Annotated in this window: 15 protein-coding genes; 6 read left to right on the plus strand and 9 right to left on the minus strand. The window is 62.5% G+C overall.

From position 1 onward, the window contains the following. Nucleotides 1-15: 15 nt before the first annotated feature. The 6 genes from LVE68_RS11615 to LVE68_RS11635 all read right to left on the minus strand — a co-directional run bounded on the left by LVE68_RS11615 (nucleotide 16) and on the right by LVE68_RS11635 (nucleotide 6,508). Nucleotides 16-1,053: a DUF2235 domain-containing protein gene (locus tag LVE68_RS11615; protein WP_232940549.1), complete on the minus strand. Its 1,038-nt coding sequence runs from the start codon at nucleotides 1,051-1,053 to the stop codon at nucleotides 16-18. Between the two features lie 262 nt (nucleotides 1,054-1,315). Beyond that, on the minus strand, nucleotides 1,316-1,522 hold the full coding sequence (locus LVE68_RS18215; RefSeq protein ID WP_369413290.1) for a DUF6445 family protein: 207 nt from the start codon (nucleotides 1,520-1,522) through the stop codon (nucleotides 1,316-1,318). Beyond that, nucleotides 1,500-1,682, minus strand: coding sequence for a DUF6445 family protein (locus LVE68_RS18220; protein ID WP_370636641.1), 183 nt, complete (start codon nucleotides 1,680-1,682; stop codon nucleotides 1,500-1,502). The genes LVE68_RS18215 and LVE68_RS18220 overlap by 23 nt, the downstream gene beginning before the upstream one ends. 258 nt (nucleotides 1,683-1,940) lie before the next feature. Then, entirely contained in the window at nucleotides 1,941-2,762 is an 822-nt protein-coding gene (locus tag LVE68_RS11625; protein WP_232940553.1) for an OmpW/AlkL family protein, read from the minus strand. Nucleotides 2,763-3,258: 496 nt separating this feature from the next. Beyond that, complete coding sequence (locus LVE68_RS11630) at nucleotides 3,259-6,201, minus strand: M16 family metallopeptidase (protein WP_232940555.1); 2,943 nt, start codon at nucleotides 6,199-6,201, stop codon at nucleotides 3,259-3,261. Nucleotides 6,202-6,220: 19 nt separating this feature from the next. Further along, on the minus strand, nucleotides 6,221-6,508 hold the full coding sequence (locus LVE68_RS11635) for a hypothetical protein (RefSeq protein WP_232940557.1): 288 nt from the start codon (nucleotides 6,506-6,508) through the stop codon (nucleotides 6,221-6,223). Nucleotides 6,509-6,551: 43 nt separating this feature from the next. Between LVE68_RS11635 and LVE68_RS11640 the strand changes: the two genes are divergently transcribed. From LVE68_RS11640 to LVE68_RS11655, 4 genes are all read left to right on the plus strand, one after another. Continuing rightward, complete coding sequence (locus LVE68_RS11640) at nucleotides 6,552-7,022, plus strand: DUF3291 domain-containing protein (protein ID WP_232940559.1); 471 nt, start codon at nucleotides 6,552-6,554, stop codon at nucleotides 7,020-7,022. A gap of 152 nt (nucleotides 7,023-7,174) precedes the next feature. Beyond that, entirely contained in the window at nucleotides 7,175-7,594 is a 420-nt protein-coding gene (locus LVE68_RS11645) for an archease (RefSeq protein ID WP_232940561.1), read from the plus strand. 41 nt (nucleotides 7,595-7,635) lie between these two features. Further along, nucleotides 7,636-9,069, plus strand: a complete 1,434-nt coding sequence (locus LVE68_RS11650) for an RtcB family protein (RefSeq protein WP_232940563.1) — start codon at nucleotides 7,636-7,638, stop codon at nucleotides 9,067-9,069. Nucleotides 9,070-9,146: 77 nt separating this feature from the next. After that, the gene (locus LVE68_RS11655; protein WP_232940564.1) at nucleotides 9,147-9,626 is read left to right on the plus strand and encodes a hypothetical protein; all 480 of its coding nucleotides are present in this window, start codon (nucleotides 9,147-9,149) and stop codon (nucleotides 9,624-9,626) included. 77 nt (nucleotides 9,627-9,703) lie between these two features. On the opposite strand, the gene LVE68_RS11660 is transcribed toward LVE68_RS11655, so the two are convergent. Genes LVE68_RS11660 through LVE68_RS11670 form a run of 3 tightly spaced genes read right to left on the minus strand, consistent with a single transcriptional unit; the run spans nucleotide 9,704 to nucleotide 14,738 of the window. Next, nucleotides 9,704-10,501: a CLCA_X family protein gene (locus tag LVE68_RS11660; protein WP_232940565.1), complete on the minus strand. Its 798-nt coding sequence runs from the start codon at nucleotides 10,499-10,501 to the stop codon at nucleotides 9,704-9,706. 20 nt (nucleotides 10,502-10,521) lie between these two features. Further along, a complete protein-coding gene (locus tag LVE68_RS11665; protein WP_232940566.1) occupies nucleotides 10,522-13,080 on the minus strand; it encodes an ATP-dependent DNA helicase in 2,559 nt (852 codons plus the stop codon). Then, on the minus strand, nucleotides 13,068-14,738 hold the full coding sequence (locus LVE68_RS11670; protein ID WP_232940567.1) for a VRR-NUC domain-containing protein: 1,671 nt from the start codon (nucleotides 14,736-14,738) through the stop codon (nucleotides 13,068-13,070). The genes LVE68_RS11665 and LVE68_RS11670 overlap by 13 nt, the downstream gene beginning before the upstream one ends. A 377-nt stretch (nucleotides 14,739-15,115) precedes the next feature. On the opposite strand from LVE68_RS11670, the gene LVE68_RS11675 reads away from it, so the two are divergent. Further along, the gene (locus tag LVE68_RS11675) at nucleotides 15,116-15,901 is read left to right on the plus strand and encodes a hypothetical protein (protein ID WP_232940568.1); all 786 of its coding nucleotides are present in this window, start codon (nucleotides 15,116-15,118) and stop codon (nucleotides 15,899-15,901) included. Nucleotides 15,902-16,098: 197 nt separating this feature from the next. Further along, on the plus strand, nucleotides 16,099-17,130 hold the full coding sequence (locus LVE68_RS11680; RefSeq protein ID WP_232940569.1) for a zinc-binding dehydrogenase: 1,032 nt from the start codon (nucleotides 16,099-16,101) through the stop codon (nucleotides 17,128-17,130). Nucleotides 17,131-17,174: the final 44 nt, after the last annotated feature.

Below are 17,174 nucleotides of genomic sequence, written 5' to 3' on the forward strand. Positions count from 1 at the left end.
ATCTGCGTTGCGTACCTACCGGCCGATATTAATCCCATCCCACCCGATTTCCTCCACCAGCGCCTTGAGCATCGGCGGGCGGTAGTTCTTGTCGTGCAGGTAGCGGCTCTTCACCGTCGGGTGAATCAAGGTGGGCTTTCCGTCGACGATGAGCGCGCGGTCCAGCGGGCGCTTGAAGCGGTAGACGTGCTTGCGCGACTGGTGAATCGACGCATGGGTGCCATCGGTGAGGCTTTTCTTCAGGTCGGGCGCTATCTTCAGGCCGGCGAAGTGGGCCTCATGGATCATCCAGGTCAGCGGCACATCGGAAGCCAGCTTCCTGGTATTTTTATCCGGTGGGTAAGAACCGCCCACATCTGAATGCACGCCGGCAAACCAGACCTGCTTCAGGTCCACACCTGGCCGCGGTGTCCATACGGTGGGCATGAAATCCTCGCGCTTTTCATCGATGGCCAGGGCATGGCGGGCGATCTGCACGTTGGAACCCATCTTGGTGTCATAGAACTCGTCGTGGGACTCGAACAGGCCCATCAGGCTGAATGGAATACCCAGCGCCCCGACTGTATCCCACACACCGATAAAGTGGATCCTGTTGGAACGGTGGGAGTAGTCCCGGCGGAATTTCACCGCCGCATTGCCATCGGGGTGGTTCTTCCTGCTGGGGCTTTTGTAGATTTTCCAGGCCTCGGCAATCAGGCGGGCGTTGGCCTGCCTGACGATGCCACAGTTATTGATCAGGCCGCAGAGTGACCTGGCGGTATAGGCCCCGCGACTAAAGCCGAACAGGTAGATCCGGTCGCCCGGGGCATAGTTGTGGACAATGTAGCGGTAGCCATCGAGGACGTTCTTGTGCAGCCCGGCACCGGTAATACCACCGCTGAACCTGTCGTAGTAAGAGCCCACGCCCCAGTCGTAGAACACACTCTGCTTTACATCACCGCTGGATGGGCTGACCGCGCGGGCCAGCCGCAGCACATTGGTGGGGAAATCCTTTTCCAGGTCCTCTTCCGGGCGGTTCCAGGTGCCATCGGAACAAACAACCAGGTTAGCCATACGTAATCCCTCACTGGTCTTCAGCACTTCCTGTTGTCGGCACCAAGGCTGCGGAGCAAAAGCAGCGAAATTAAATCCTGGCTAGGTCATTTACAGCCCGGGCCTCTTTTATCGTCAGACTGAAATTAGCGCAAAAGCGACCGGTAATGGGCGCTAGAATCCTCAAGGGGTAATAAACGGCTGGTAACGACCGGGGAATAAAAACCCGCGCACACTTTTACCGGAAGAGCAGTTGGTACATTACGCGAAATTACTGCAGGGGTTACCAGGAAAGCGGCGCGGCCAGGTTGATAAAGCCGGTAATGGTCAGCCTGCCGTTGCTGATATGGTCAGGCAGCTGCTGCCCCGGCTCCACAACTCCGGAATGCAACAGACTGGCCGGGTAAAAGGCCACGCGGTTGAATGTCGCTGCCACTTCGCCAACCGTCTCGTACCATTCGTCGCATTCACTCGCGTAACCCGGCCGCACCAGCTCCAGCAGCGGGCCGGCCAGGCCGTTGCGGGTATCCAGCCCGCAGCCATGGCGTGTTGCGGGCGGCCTCCACCAGTTGTTCGGGCCGCGGGTATGCCCCATCAATAATGACCACCGGGGTCTGCTCGGCACCGACTTTCTTGATAGTGACCTGCATCTGCTGACCCGGCTGCGTTGAAGCCTGCGCCCATTACGCCCGAGCCGGATGGGCTTGGTAAGGAAGCCGGGCGGCCTCTCGCGCGCTGCCCTCTCGTGCAGGTCGGGGGCACCTGTCACATCACCCGCTTGCCCGGGGAATTCATCCTGCCGCTATTACGGGCGATGATAGTTGCGATTATGACAGGCCTGTTCCGCCCGGGTTTATGTAATAAAAAAGGGCGCCGAAGCGCCCTGGCAAATTGATTGGGTCGAGCCGTCAAAATGCGAACTTGTATCCCACGGACAGGTTGAACATCCACGGGTCATAGATGTAGTCACCGGAGTAGGATTCGAAGAAGAATTCCTCATCCTCGGCCAGCGGCTCCCGGCTGAAAACCTGGAACTGCATATCAGTTACAGCGCGTACATACATGGCAGAGGCATTCACCAGCCAGGCGCTGTCATGACCGAAATTGAAGTCCACGCCGGCCTGCCAGGTATAGCCCCAGGAATATCCCAGGTTGACTCTCCCTCTCAGGTTGGCCGCATCAAGGTCCGCCCGTGCGGGGCCGCGGAAATTCTCGCTACCGAAGTCGGTATAGCTGATACCACCACCGATATAGGGTTGCACCAGGCAGGATGGATCCAGTGGATACCACTTCAGGCTTGCGGTACCGATTTCCGGCTCGAACTCGCCGATGTCGCGGAGCCCGAGGTCATCAAACCCGAAATCATTGATGTCACTGATGATGGAGAAATACCCGTCTGCGTCACCACCGACATGGTCGTCACCCTGGGCATAGGTAAGCTCGATGCCCCAGTGATGCATTGGTCTCCACTCGCCGTTGATATACCAGCCCCATTCGGCGTCCGGATCTACGGTCGCCCGGAACGAGTCAAAGAATTGGAAAGTATCATCGGTAAAGGTGACATCATCCTGTATCGGGTCGATATAGGTGGCACCGAGGCGAACAACAAACTCCTGTGCCGGCGGGGGTGGCGGTGCCGGCGTATAGCCGGACGGGCCGGCCGACGCCACGCTGGATACCGCCAGAGTCAGTGCTGCCACAGCGGGGATAAAAACGTCCTTCGTCTTCATTTGGTCAACTCCCTTGAGATAAAGCAGATTAAACAGCAATCAGCTCACTATCAGTGTAAAAGCGCGAAAGAGAGCTGTAGAAAAAATGACCAACTTCTGGCGGGTAAATAGCACATCGGCACAAATCGGGCGCGTCGTATCTTTTTTTTGCGGCACTGCGCGCCGCCGGTGGCCTGGAGGCAAGCCGGGATATGCGCGACTTTCCTCGGGAAATTGACGCGAAAAGTGCAAGAAAGAATTTGCAGGCGCCACATAATGGGGGGCCTGCCAGCAGGGTGTGAGTGGGAGTCCCTGTCGGTTATCTGTTTGCGATGGTGGTGCTTATCCTGTCATCGCTGCCGACGCTATTGGCTCCCCGGGCATGGCAGTCGCGGGTTCCCAGAGGAAATTACCCGTGGGGTGTATTGGGCGCTGCGAAATGCACCCTTCGCCGGAAATGGCCCAATAAAAAAGCCCGCCGGTTGGCGGGCTTTCTTTTTGCGGGAAGGACGGTTCCTCAGAGGCTGGCAGATTCTGCGGATTCCACCGGTTCTTCAGTTTCCTTCACATAACCGTCCTCATCCAGCTCCACGATGGGCATGCCCAGGGCCTGGATGTCCTCGGTGATGCTGGCCTTGTCACCCACCACCACGATGGCCATGTTGGCCGGCTGCAGGACATCGGTGATTACCTTGTTCAGGGTCTTGCGATCAATCTCCTGCAGGATGGCGTTTTGCTGTGAGCGATAGTCCAGCGGCAGGTCGTAGCGCAGGATACGGCTGAGCAGGCCCAGCTTGTCGCCGGGGGTTTCGTAGCTCAGGGCTTCCTGCTGGCCGATGGCCGAGCGCATGTAGTTGAACTCGGTCTCGGTCATGCCTTCCTTGTCGTAGGCCTCCAGTTCGGTGAGAACCTCGTTCAGGGCATCCGCGGTTGCATCCTTCTTCACCTCGGAGCTGAACAGGTACAGGCCATCGCGGGGCTCGCCGACCAGGTAGGTGCGGGCACCGTAGGTGTAGCCCTTGTCTTCCCGCAGGTTCAGGTTGATGCGGCTGTTGAAGTTGCCACCCAGGGGGAAGTTGCCCAGGTAGGCGCGGTAGTAGTCACCCAGCGCATCGTAGGCCAGTGCGTACTGGCTGGCGCGCAGGCTTGACTGGGCTGCCCCTTCCTTGTTCACCAGGTACACGGTGCGGCCCTTGAGCTCCGGCTTCTGGAAGGCGATGGCCGGGCGCATGGCCTGCTTCACTTCCAGCTTGGCCAGGCCGTCCAGTGCCTTGAGGGTGGTTTCCTTCGGCAGGCTGGTGCTTACCGTAATACCGCCCAGGTGGGTGGGGAAGTGGGCCTTGTAGTAGCCCTTGACGTCCTCAAGGGTGATCTCGGCCACGGTGCTCGGCAGGCCGCCACCGGGGTAGCTGAGCGGGTGCTCGGGGCCGCGCATCACGGCGCCCAGGGCACGGCTCGCCAGCCCCTGCGGGGTCTTGCGGGCCTGCTGCAGGCCCTCGATGGTCTGCTGCTTGATACGGGCGAAGTCTTCCCCGGTGAAGGCCGGCTTGGTGATGCGTTCCATCATCAGCGGCATGGCCTGGTCCAGGTTCTTGGCCAGTACGTTGAGGGTTACGGTGGTCTCGAACTTACCGGCGTTGACGCTGATGGAGGCGCCCAGGCGCTTCATTGCCTCGGCAAACTCGGCGGCGCTGCGCTCGGTGGTGGCCTCGCCCATCAGGTTTGCCATCAACGAGGTGAGGCCCGCCTTGCCGCGGGGCTCGTCGCGCTGGCCCACGTCAAACACCGCCTGCACGGTGACAGTGGGAGTTTCGCTGTTCTCCACCGCCAGCAGGCGTACGCCGTTGTCGAGCTTGCTGTCCCAGATGCTGGGCAGCTCCACCTGCGGGTTGACGCCCGGGGTGGGTTGCACGCTGCGGTCGAAGGTGTCTTTCACCGGCCGCAGGGCCAGCTCTGCGTCATCGTCGCCGTAGCTCTCGGGGATGGTGCGATCCCACTCATGGTTCTGCGGGGCTGCCGCCAGTTCGGGTTTGCCGTTGGGCACAATGCTCAGCAGCACGGACGGCTTGTCGGCAATGTACTCCTCGAATACGCGGGTGACGTCCGGGGTCTCGACGCCCAGGTAGGCCTGGATCTCGTCATCGATGCCCTTGGGGCTACCGGTGAAGGTCTCGTAGTCCGCCAGGGCGGATACCTTGCCGGACACGGACTGCAGGCCGAACACGCGGCTGGACTCATAGCCGGCCTTGAACTTCACCAGATCGTCCTCGGTGACGCCGCGCTCGGCGAACTCGGTGAGGGTCTCGCGCACCGCCTGTTCCATCTCCGCCAGGGACTCGCCGGAGGCGGGATTCTGGATCACGATAAACCACATCTCGCAGGCCAGCTCCTTGCAGGAGTGGGACACGCTCGCCTGTACCGCACGGCCGGTCTGCACCAGGCGCTGGTAGAGCATGGAGTCCTGGCCCTGGCCGAGGATGGCCGCCGCCGCATCCAGCGCCGGCTCGTCGGCGTGGCCGCGGTGCACGGTGGGGATCATCATCGCCAGTGCGGGCAGGTGGATGTTGTCCTCGAGGGTGACATAGCGGTCGGACTCGAGGGTGGCGGGCTGCTCGGGCAGGTCCTCGACCTCGGGGCCGGCGGGAATGGGACCGAAATACTTGTTTACCCACTTCAGCGTCTGCGCCTTGTCGATGTCACCACCGATGGTCAGCACCGCATTGTTGGGGCCGTACCAGCGCAGGAAGAAGCGCTTCAGGTCGTTCAGGTCGGCCCGGTCCAGGTCTTCCATCCAGCCGATCACCGGCCAGGAGTAGGGGTGGCCGTCCGGGTAGGTGGCGGCGTACATGGTCTCCAGTGCCCGGCCGTAGGGGCGGTTGTCCACCCGCTGGCCGCGCTCGTTCTTGACCGTCTCGCGCTGTACCTCGAACTTCTCTTCGGTGACCGCGTCCAGGAATACGCCCATACGGTCGGATTCCAGCCACAGCACGGTTTCCAGCTGGTTGGCCGGCACCGTCTCGTAGTAGTTGGTGCGGTCGGTGTTGGTGGTGCCGTTCAGGGTGCCGCCGGCTTCCTGGATGATACGGAAGTGCTCTTCATCCGCCACGTTGACGGAGCCCTGGAACATCATGTGCTCGAAGAAGTGGGCAAAGCCGGAGCGGCCCGGGTCTTCCCGGTTGGAGCCCACGTGATAGGTCACGTCCACGTGCACCAGCGGGTCCGAGTCGTCCTCGTGCAGGACCACGGTCAGGCCATTGGCCAGTTTGTACTTGCTGTAGGGGATGGCGATTTCAGAACCCTCGCCATCGAAGGTCTCTACAAGGGTGACGCCGTCGGGCAGCGCGCTGGTGGCCTCGGCGGCCGCATCTGGTGATGCCTGCGAGGCCGGTTCCTCCGGCCCCTTGCCGCAGGCTGCAAGCAGCGCGGCCGTCAGGATCAGTGCAATTCTGGTGCGATGCATGGTGGTTTCAAGCTCCGTCTTACTTTACGCAGTTATTAGAAGTTCTCAGCGAGAGAAGTTTCCCGATGCTATCACAGCCCGGATTCAGGAAGATCAAACCGGCGCCACCGGCTAATCGATGTCTTTCGACCAGGGGTTGAGGCGCCGCGAATTCCTGTTCCAGGATTTGCGAGGAACCTGTTGCCGCCTGCGTGACATTCTGGAAATATAATTCCAGTTCCGCTTTTTGGGGGCGTCGGGGCGGCACCCGTTGTTTGCGCTCCGTGCCGGCCACCGCCGGTGCAGTATCAATATCGATGGAAATCATGCTTCCCGCGAGGAACGCACACGTCACTTCCAGGGAGGAAGCCTTGAGCCGTTATCACCTTGCCCAGTTAAATCTCGCCCGGCTTTCCGCGCCGATTGATTCCCCGCAGCTGGCCGATTTTGTTGCGAACCTGGATCGAATCAACGGGTTGGCTGACGACTCGCCGGGATTTGTCTGGCGCCTGCAGACGGAAGAGGGGGACGCGACCGGGATCGATTTCTTCGGTGCCGACTACATCGCCAACCTGTCAGTATGGGAGTCGCTGGAATCACTGCACGACTACGTCTACCGCAGTGGCCACCTCGAATTTTTGCGGCGCAAGAAAGAGTGGTTCGAAAAAATGCCGGGGCCGTATATTGTCCTGTGGTGGGTGCCGGAAGGACACCTGCCGTCGATAGAGGAGGCGGCGCAAAAACTGGCCTTGTTGCAGGAGGAGGGCCCGGGCGAGCGCGCCTTTACTTTCCGCAAGCCATTCCCCGCCCCGGATTCTACCGTGACGGCACTCGCCGATTAATTGCAGCGCGATAGGGCTTTCTCATTGCGGTAAATGCGCGCCGGTCTTTCCTGCAGGGAGAAGCCTGTCGCCCTGCCTCTCCCCGGCCTGCCCCGACTTCCACCTGTTGCCGTTGCTATGCTGCCGGTAACCTCAGCCAGGAATCTTGCAAAGTGCCGGCACACTGGGAGCATTTCAGCCACGAGGCGGATATGGGCGTCCGCGGCGTCGGCGCCACAATCGCGCAGGCGTTTGAGCAGGCGGCACTGGCCATGACGGGGATTATCGCCGACCCCGGCGTTGTCAATGCATCGCAGCGGGTGCCGATCCATTGCGAGTGCCCGGATACGGAGCTGTTGCTGGCGGACTGGCTCAACGCGCTGGTGTTCGAGATGGCATGTCGCAATATGTTGTTTTCCCGCTTCGAAGTTGCTATCGAAAACGGCCGGCTGGACGGTTGCGCCTGGGGCGAGCCAGTGGACCGCGAGCGCCACCAGCCCACCGTTGAGGTGAAGGGCGCCACCTATACTGCCCTGCATGTGGGGCAACAACCCGACGGCACCTGGCTGGCCCAGTGTGTCGTGGATGTGTAAGCCCCGGAAACCTTTCCAGACCGGCAGCGGCGTACAAATCCATGACCACTCACTACCCCCTGAAGCAGCAATCGGAATTCAGCTGGCGCATCGAGCCATTCGGCAAGATGCGTGTGCCCGGCATCATATACGCCGATGAGCCGCTGGTGCGCGCCATGGACGACAAGGTGTTCGAGCAGCTGTGCAATGTAGCGACCCTGCCCGGCATCGTGCAGGCGGCCTACGCCATGCCCGACGCGCACTGGGGCTACGGTTTCCCCATTGGCGGCGTGGCGGCATTCGACGCCGATGCCGGCGGGGTGGTCTCCGCCGGTGGCGTGGGGTTCGATATTTCCTGTGGTGTGCGGGCCCTGCGCACCGGCCTCACCATCGATGAAGTGGAGGCCCGCAAGACAGAGCTGGCCAATGCCCTGTTCCGCCATATCCCCGCCGGTGTCGGCAGCACGGGGCGCATCCACCTGGATGAGCACGGCATGAATGCCATGTTGCGCGGCGGAGCGCGCTGGGCGGTGGAGCAGGGCTATGGCGAATCGTCCGACCTGGAACGCATCGAAGAGCAGGGCTGCATGCGCGGCGCCGAGCCGGATGAAATTTCCGCGCGGGCGCGCAAGCGCCAGCAGGACGAGATGGGCACGCTCGGTTCCGGCAACCACTACCTGGAAGTGCAGCGGGTGGCAGATATTTACGATGTGAATATTGCCAACACCTTCGGGCTCAGGGAGAACGACGCCGTGGTGTTTATCCACTGCGGCTCTCGCGGGCTGGGCCACCAGATCGGCACCGAATACCTGAAGTACATGGTGCTGGCGGCCAGCAGCCACAATATCGAGTTACCGGACCGGGAACTCGCCTGTGCGCCCATCCAGTCGGAACTCGGGCAGTCCTACCTGGGGGCCATGCGCGCCGCCATCAATTGCGCGCTGGCCAACCGCCAGATCATTACCCACCTTACCCGCGAGGTGTTTGGCGAGGTGCTGCCGCGCTCGGACCTGACGCTGCTGTTCGATGTTTCCCACAACACCTGCAAGCTCGAAACCCACACGGTGGATGGGCAGAAGCGCCAGCTGTACGTGCATCGCAAGGGTGCCACCCGCGCCTTCGGCCCCGGCCACCCGGATATCCCGTCGGCGTTGCGCAGCGTGGGCCAGCCGGTTCTGATTGGCGGCTCCATGGGCACCGAGTCCCATATTCTCGCGGGTGCGAAAAGCGGCGAGTCACTGTCGTTCAGCTCCGCCTGCCACGGTGCCGGCCGCGCCATGAGCCGCCGCCAGGCGACAAAGCGCTGGAAGGGGCGCTCACTGGTGGACGACCTGGCGGCGCGCGGCATCGTCATCCGCAGCCCCTCCATGCGCGGCGTGGCCGAGGAGGCCCCGGGGGCCTACAAGGATGTGCGCGAAGTGGTCGACGCAGCCGAGCGGGCGGGGCTGGTACACAAGGTGGCCCGGGTGGAGCCGGTGGTTTGCATCAAGGGGTGAAGGATAAGCTTATTGTTTCCGGTCTGCGGCAGATTCATACTGTCCGTATGGGTACGGAGAGCCTGCCCGGTTAACACATGCTTACTGCTACACCAGGTGGGAATGATTTGACGGAAAAGACGCTTTTTTACATCTGTAATCAAGTCGAATGTGGATCGATGCTGCGCTTGCCGGAAGCAGAGGCGCAAAAGCATCATTTCCGTTGCAATTCATGTGGCATGAAGATGGCCAGTGAACTGGTTCCTTATACGCAATACCGGGTTGCAGCCTGGTTTTCCGGGCGCAAGGTGTCACTCTCTATCGGTCTCGCCCTGCTGTGTACATTCTATTTTCATTTTTACTTCCTGGAAAATCCCGCTGAACCCATTTCCTTCATCAAGAGTTTTATCTTTGCCTTTTGCTGGTGGGGTTTTAATGCACTGGTGTACATGGGAACGATCAAAAGATTCCGGGCATGGAGAAGTCGTCTTCCCCGCTCAGAAACAAATCTCTGGCCGCTCTGGGCCGCGATGCTGGTTGTCAGTGTCAACCTGCTGGTCTTTTTCACGACCTATTGATTTTAGGGGTAGGTGGGGAACCCGGCAGTTGGCCTGGAGAGTAAAAAAGCCAAATATTGCTGTGAATAGTCTGAAGCTCAGGACATTTCTGCCTCACGCTCCATGTTCGCCCGCAGCGCTCCGCCCAGGTAGCGGAAATATTCACTGAACGCCCTGTTGATCCGCTGCCGGTGCTCGCCGGTGGGATACAGCCCGAGTTTTGCCTCGTCCGTGGCCTTGGTGCCCGCCACGAGGAAGTTATTGCTGATGCTGGCGTCCTGCACAAATGCCTCGAAAGCGCGCGCACACATTTCTGCCGGGTCGGCGTAATAGACACAGCCATTGGCCTTGTCCACGGTTTTCGATACCCGGAACATCTCGCTGGGGTTTTCCCCGGACTCGTCGAGCATGATGGTGCGGAAGCAGGCAAACAGCTGGTCGTTGAGCGGGTGGACCACTGGCGTGGCGTCGCGCAGCCAGGCCTCCGAGGCGAACATGCGGGCGGGGGCATCGCTGAATGCCTTGTCGGTCAGGTAGTGGTCGAGGGCGTGGAACCATTCGTGGGCGATGGAGCCGGGCCCGGCGTTCTTGGCCAGCGCGAAAGTGCGCGACGCCGGCTCGTAATGGGCGGAGATGCCCGGACGGCCGCCGGTGCCGTACTGGAAAGAGAGCGAGCCACGCAGCGACACCAGGATTTCGGGTCCCTGCAATATTGCCATCAGGTCCACCAGCGCGTCGTAGAACAGGCCGGCGGCGCGATCCCGCTCGGCCTGGGTCACCCAGCGACCGATACTGATGGAGCGGAAACCGAAGCGCCGGCGCACGTCGGTAAAGCTGACGGTGTCCTGCTCCCGGCGGACGGGGCTGCGGCGGTAGAACTGTCGGTTGAGTACCATCGGTCCCGTTATCTCTCCAGTCAAGTTTTCGCCGGCGCGGGCCTGTCGTCGGCAGTATCCCAGAAGGCCCCGAGCCCCTGCGACAGTGCCTCGCCATTGTTGCAGGCCTGCAGCTGCCAGTGTTCCGGGTACAGGTTGCGGTAGAAGGGATCGGTAAAGCGGGTATCCGCCAGGATCACTACCCCCCGGTCCGACTCGGTGCGGATTACCCGCCCGGCGGTCTGCAGTACCCGGGTCAGGCCCGGGTAGCGGTAGGCGATATCGAAGCCGTTGCCGGCGGAATCACTTTCATCGCAGGCCCGGCGCAGCAGTTCCTGCTCCTGGTTCATTTGCGGCAGGCCCACGCCCACCACGATGGTGCCCACCAGCTGCTCGCCCACGTAATCCACACCCTCACCGAACACGCCGCCCATGATGGCAAAACCCAGGCTCTGGCGGCCATCGGCAAAGTGCGCCAGGAAGGCGCCGCGTTCCTGCTCCCCGGCCCCGGGCTGCTGCTGTACCAGTGCGATCCCGGGGTAACGTTCGCCGAAGCGTTCCGCCACCTGCTGCATAAAGCGATAGGACGGGAAAAACACCAGGTAATTCCCCGGGCGGCTGTGGTAGACCCGCGCCACCATGTCCACCAGCGCGTCGGTGGACCGGTCGCGGGCCCGGTAGCGGGTGTCCACGTAGGGACACAGGAACACGCCCAGCTGGTCGGGGTTGAATGGCGACGGCAGGGCCAGGTAGGGGGCGTCCGCCTGCAGACCCAGCTGCCGGTAGATATAGCCGGGGGGACGCAGGGTCGCGGAAAAGGCCAGCACCGCGTGGAATTGCCGGTAGGCCTGCGCCAGGTAATCGGCGGCATTCAGGCACAAGAATTTCAGTTCCTGCTCCTGCCATCGGGCGCCCCGCTTTTCCGCGTGGGTGAGGCAGCGGTGCTGGTCGCCCACCAGTTGCTCGATGGCCAGGAAACGGAACAGCGCCTTCAGCCAGTCGGCGATGTCCTCTGGCGGTGCCTTGGACTGCTCCCACAGCTGGCTCACCACCGTCAGTACCTTGTGGGCCGCGCGGCTGACCGCGGCGGGGTAGGGCTCGATATTGCCTGTGTCGTTTTCCACAAGTGGGGTTATCCACAGTTCGCTGTTGCGGCTATCTGGTGTGGTGGCCTGGGTATGGTGGGGATTGCCCGCTTCCCGGCACTCGATGACCCATTGATCCAGTGCCCGCACCAGCGACTGGATCGCCCGACGCAGGGCCGGGTGCGTGCCCTTGCAGGCGGCCGCGGCGTGGCGACTGTCGCCGCGGGTCAGTCTGGTGCTGTACATGGCGCGCGCCCGGTCAATCAGGTTGTGGGCCTCGTCCACCAATAGTGCGCGGCGCCGGGACTGGTCCTGCAGGATGTTCATGCGCACCAGCGGGTCGAATACATAATTGAAGTCGCATACCACCAGGTCGGCCCAGGGCAGCATCTGTAGTGACAGCTCGAACGGGCAAAGCTGCAGGCGGTTGGCGGTTGCCGCCACGGTTTCCGGGGTCAGCAGTGGCTGGCCCAGCAGCTCCCGCCGGGCTTCCGGCAGGCGATCGTAAAAACCGCGGGTACGCGGGCAGATGCCGTCTTCGTCGCGGCTGCACAGGCCCAGGCTGCAGGCACAGGTTTTGTCCCGCGCCTGGATTTCCAGTACAGAAAGCCGCAGGCCTTTCTCATGCAAGCGCGCCGCAGTTTCCCGCACCACCCGGCGGCCGGAATTCTTTGCGGTGAGGTACACCAGCTGGTCCACCTGCTGTTCGCCCACGGCCTTGATGGCCGGGAACAGGGTGCTGACGGTTTTGCCGATGCCGGTGGGCGCTTCCACCACCAGCTCACCGCCGTCGCGCAGGCAGCGGTAGGCGGCCACCGCCAGCTCGCGCTGGCCGGGACGAAAGGCGGGGAAGGGGAACGCCAGTGCTTTTGATGTTGCCCGCACTTTCCCGCGGTGTGCCTGCCAGTCGCGGTGCCACTGCAGGTACTGCCCGAGGGCGGCCAGGGCAAAAGCCTCCAGTTCGGGCCAGCTGAATTCCTGCCGTTCCGGGTAGGTTTTGCGGTCCTTGAGGTTGTGCCACAGCATCTGCAGGGCCACACGTTCGCCATCGCCGGTTCCCGGGCCGGTCTCTTTCACTGTGGCGGCCTGTTGCTGCAGCAGGTAGCAGTAGCCGTAGATTTTCAGTTGCGCCCAGTGCAGTGCCCGGGCGGAGTCCGGCAGTTGTTCCGGTGTTACGTAGGTGGTCTTGATCTCATCCAGCTGCACAGGCGTGTGCAGGTCTGCCGGTGGGTGCAGGATATCCACGCGCCCGCCCAGTACCACAGCCTGGCCGTCGACCTGCAGTGGAACCTGTAACCGGTATTCGGCCTCGCTGCCTTGCGGGCGTTTCTTCTGCAGTTTCTGGTGGGCGCGGATGCCCTCCTCGGCGGTGGGGCCGCCGGGCCCGTCGCTGGCCAGGTCGCCGCTGCGGCAGGCGAACGCCACCAGTTCCTTGACCGACAGTTGTAGTGTGTTGTCGCTCTCCGAGGTTGGTGACTCCTCGCTCACGGCTGTTGATTCGCTCAAGGCTGCCACTCCACATGCAGTACCCGGTGCGGGATCCGGTGGCGGGCGAAAAAGGCCAGCCAGCGCTGCTGGTTCTGCTGCAGGCGGTCGCCGGGGCCCTTTACTTCCACCAGCTCGTAACCGCCCCCGGCCGGGAACAGCACCAGGTCCGGCAGGCCGTTGCGGTGGTGGGCGATATCCCCCAGCAGCCGGCGGAACAGCGCTCGCCAGTGGTCGGCGGGGATACGTTCCAGCGCCAGTGCCAGCAGCTCTTCCGGCAGGCCCTCCCAGGCCACCAGGGGGTTGGCGATACCCTGTTTCTGCCGGTAGTGGAGCCATACCCGCTCCGCCAGGGTGCCAGCGTCCAGCTCCGCCAGGCGCTGCTCGAACGCCGCGCGGCGTTGTGGATAAAAGTCGGGGGTGCGGAAGTCGCTGGGCGCTACCTGGAATGGGTTGAAAAAGGCCCCGGGCACCGGGCTGAAGAGGATGTCCCACACGTACAGCCCCAGCACGCCCTTGAACAGGGTGTTCTCCACCCAGTAACACTGGTTTTCCTCGTGGCCCTGTTCCAGGTGCGCCGCCGCCAGCAATTCCACTCGTTCGGCTAGCCGGGGCAGGGCGACGGTCTCCGTGGGCGGCTGGTGCCGGGCCGGTGCTTCCCAGCCATCCAGGCGCCCGGCCTTCTTTGCGGTGCGGTAGCCGAAGCTCTCGGCAAATACCTGTTCGGCCTCGTTGTGGGGCGCGTCGAGGATTTCCCGGCACAGCGCCAGGCCGGTGTCGACAGCGTCGCGCTTGACCGCGATGCGTGCGCGCCGCTCCCGCGCCGGTGGCCGGGTGCAGTGTTGGTAGAGCTGGTCGGCGGCCTCCAGGGCGTCGATGCGCTCCAGCTGCCGGGCCAGTGTCAGGCGCAGGCGGTCGAGCCGCCGGTGCAGGGTGGCATCGCCATCGATGCCGTCGGGCAGCTGCTCCGCCAGTGCGAGGATGTCTTCGGCTTCGCCCTCCAGGGCCTCCTCCAGCTGGGCCAGGCAATCGTAATAGCGCAGGTGCCGGTCGATCTGCTTCCGGTCCCGGAACGGCAGGTGTTCCCGGTCCAGCGGGTAGGCCTCGTAGCGGAACAACCCCAGGTCGCGCAGCACATAGTCGGTCAGGTCCTGGTTCAGGTTGCCGAAGAAGCACAGCTTGAAGGTCTCGAAGTGCTCCGCCGCCTGCACCGCCAGCAGGGTTTCCCCTTCCAGCAGTGCCTTCATTAAGGCAGGCGTTGCGGCCTCCTGCTCGAGCAGGGCCTGTTCCAGCTCCGGGCGCTTCAGCGCTTTTGGCGGGGGAACGGGGCTGTTGCCCAGCAGCTCTGCCTTGGTGAACAGGGGCAGAATTTCTTCCAGCGGTAGTGCCGGGTCGCGCAATAACAGGCCGGCTTCCACCAGCTGGTCGGCGGCGCGGGGCAGGTCGGTGATCTCGGCATAGGCCAGTTTTTCCTGCCGGAACAGCGCGCCACAGGAGGACGGCACACCCTTGCGCGACAGCAGCCGCACATAAAGCCGCTGGCTGTCCGGCTGCAGCGCGCAGAAGTCCCGGTAAAAGCGCTGCTCCCCCGCCGACAGCAGGCCCTCATACCGCGCCATCACAAAATCCACCAGGGCGCGGAAGTTGCTCAGGTAATAGTCCGGTGCCAGTTCGACGGGTTCGCTCATGGGCCTGCAGGTTGTTCCGGGATGGTTTCCAGCGGTGGTGTTGCGGAAGCGGGTGAGGGCCGGCTGGGGACAGCGGGCCGGTTGCCGCACGGGAGCTGTATGGTTATACAGCATGGGGCCTGCGACGACAAACCCTGCAGCCGACCCGCTGGACAGGGGTGCCGGCCCGGCTGGATGGAATACCACTGTGACCGTGATCCCAACCCGGGTCTGTCGTTTGCGGTTAGCATGGATGCGCGCGAAGCCGGTATGATGCAATGACCGGACAGCAGGATGGAGACCCTTCTTGCTGGCCGTGCCTTTTCTGGCTGCCGTCGCCGGTATGCGGTCGCGCGTGAAAAGATCAATAATAAACCGCAATCCTGGAGAACCCTGTGATGCTCAGGAAATCCTTCCTCCTGTTCTGCACTGCGGCCATTGCCGCCTGTGCCTCCGTCGACTCGCACCAGCCTGCCAGGCCCGCGGATGCCACCGATTACACGGCCATAGAGGTCGCACCGGCCGAGACCGAGCATTTTGTCCAGACCGACAGCAAAATTTTTGATGAGCCCATGCTCGGCGTGCTCTACGACTACGCCAACAAGCAGTATCCATCTGACAACCTGGACCTGTTTGTATACCCGATCAATCACTTCGACTGGGGCGACACTGAGTCCCTGCTGGAGCAGGAGATGCAGAGGGTACTTGCCGAGATTGATCGGGCGACGGAACTTGGCTACTACCGCTCGCGGGGAGCCGAACAGGTGGAGCCGCATACGGTAGCTTCCGCCGACGGACAGCTGGAGGGACTCAAGGCCTCATTTGAGTTTGAGACCAATAATGGTGGCCGGTATTTTTCCAATGTGTACCTGTTTGTCGAGGGTGACAAATTTATCAAGGTCAGGAGCAGCTTTGACAGCGAGGCGACGGTGCCCTGGGATGGCGATGAGTTTGTCCGCGAAGTCCTGCCGAAGCTACAGGTTCCCGGTGAATCCGCACACCTGAAAAAACTCCGTGCCGCCCATCGACAGCAACTCAAGGACAACCTGATGCGGGTGTTCCTGCAGGCGGCCATGGAACAACAGGGAAGCACGGACGGAATCGAAGCGGCGGATGAGGCTGGCGAAGCTGCGCAAGCCCCGGAATCCGCAACTGGTGCAGGGATGGAAAGCACTGAAGAATAGCGGCCTCGCTTAATAGTCCTCCTGTTATTCCCTTCGCCCTGCAGCTGGCTCGCCTAACGATCACGACCGGGAAGCGGCCGGCTGCTGCAGCGGCCGTCCATTGATGGCCTCAATCCCGCCGGCTGTCCAGGCTGGCCGCACGATCTCCATACCGTTACCCTGACTTCTTTCACCGCGTAAATGAAAGGTTGTTATTCATGAACCAGTCCCGGCGTGCCTGGCGCACGCGCAAGGCCGGAGCCATCAGTAACCTGCAGCTGGTGGAGGAACCACTGCAGCCACTGGCCGCCGATAAAATCCGGGTGGAGGTGAAGGCCGTGGGCCTGAACTTCGCCGATATCTTCGCGCTTACCGGCCTCTACTCGGCCACACCAGAGGGGAGTTTTGTCCCCGGGCTGGAATTCAGTGGGATAGTCAGCGAGTTGGGTGCCGCGGCTGAGACCGACCTTGCCGTGGGAGACCGTGTCTACGGCTGCATCCGCTTCGGCGGCTACGCCACCAGTGTGGATGTACCGCCGCAGCACTGCCGCCGGATGCCCGAGGGCTGGTCATTCGCCGAGGGAGCGGCCTTCCCGGTGCAGAGCCTTACTGCCTACTACGCGCTGACTGACCTGGGTGCGGTGCGGCCGGGCCAGCTGGTGCTGGTGCAGAGCGCCGCCGGCGGCGTGGGGCTGCAGGCCATGCGCATGCTGCAGCAAATGGGTGCCGTGCCCATCGGTACGGTCAGCTCGGACAGCAAGCGCACATTCCTGGCGGGGCTGGGTTTCGATGAGGTGATCGTGCGCGGTAACGACTTCGGGGCACAGCTGCGGGAACAGCTGGCCGGCCGACCGTTGCACGCAGTGCTGGACGGCATCGGCGGCGAGATACAGAAACAGTCCTTCGCGGCGCTGGCACCCACCGGGCGGCTGGTGGTGTTCGGGGCTGCAGAGTTTACCCCGGGTGATAAACCCAACTGGCTGAAGGCCGCCTGGCTGTACCTGAAGCGGCCGCGCTACGACGTGATGGATATGATCAGCAGCAACCGCTCGGTGATGGCCTTCAACCTGATCTGGCTGTGGCAGGAACAGGCGCTATTTGATCGCCTGCTGGAGGGCAGTGCCAACCTGGGATTACCGGCGCCCCACGTGGGTCACGAGTTTGGTTTCGAGGAGGCACATGAGGCGATTGGATGCCTGCGCAGTGGCAAGTCGGTGGGCAAGGTGGTACTCACTACGGAGGGCAGTTAGCTCTTCTGTTACCTGAAATAATTTAATCCCCGCTCCCCTGCGGG

The sequence above is a fragment of the Microbulbifer sp. YPW16 genome (genome assembly GCF_021290385.1).
In the GTDB taxonomy this organism is placed as follows: domain Bacteria; phylum Pseudomonadota; class Gammaproteobacteria; order Pseudomonadales; family Cellvibrionaceae; genus Microbulbifer; species Microbulbifer zhoushanensis.

What these genes read in the sequence shown, in the direction of transcription:
- LVE68_RS11615 (WP_232940549.1), bottom strand. Translation starts at nt 1,053, where the DNA reads ATGGCTAACCTGGTTGTTTGTTCCGATGGCACCTGGAACCGCCCGGAA.
- LVE68_RS18220 (WP_370636641.1), bottom strand. Translation starts at nt 1,682, where the DNA reads ATGCAGGTCACTATCAAGAAAGTCGGTGCCGAGCAGACCCCGGTGGTC.
- LVE68_RS11625 (WP_232940553.1), bottom strand. Translation starts at nt 2,762, where the DNA reads ATGAAGACGAAGGACGTTTTTATCCCCGCTGTGGCAGCACTGACTCTG.
- LVE68_RS11630 (WP_232940555.1), bottom strand. Translation starts at nt 6,201, where the DNA reads ATGCATCGCACCAGAATTGCACTGATCCTGACGGCCGCGCTGCTTGCA.
- LVE68_RS11635 (WP_232940557.1), bottom strand. Translation starts at nt 6,508, where the DNA reads ATGATTTCCATCGATATTGATACTGCACCGGCGGTGGCCGGCACGGAG.
- LVE68_RS11650 (WP_232940563.1), top strand. Translation starts at nt 7,636, where the DNA reads ATGACCACTCACTACCCCCTGAAGCAGCAATCGGAATTCAGCTGGCGC.
- LVE68_RS11655 (WP_232940564.1), top strand. Translation starts at nt 9,147, where the DNA reads ATGCTTACTGCTACACCAGGTGGGAATGATTTGACGGAAAAGACGCTT.
- LVE68_RS11660 (WP_232940565.1), bottom strand. Translation starts at nt 10,501, where the DNA reads ATGGTACTCAACCGACAGTTCTACCGCCGCAGCCCCGTCCGCCGGGAG.
- LVE68_RS11670 (WP_232940567.1), bottom strand. Translation starts at nt 14,738, where the DNA reads ATGAGCGAACCCGTCGAACTGGCACCGGACTATTACCTGAGCAACTTC.
- LVE68_RS11675 (WP_232940568.1), top strand. Translation starts at nt 15,116, where the DNA reads ATGCTCAGGAAATCCTTCCTCCTGTTCTGCACTGCGGCCATTGCCGCC.
- LVE68_RS11680 (WP_232940569.1), top strand. Translation starts at nt 16,099, where the DNA reads ATGAACCAGTCCCGGCGTGCCTGGCGCACGCGCAAGGCCGGAGCCATC.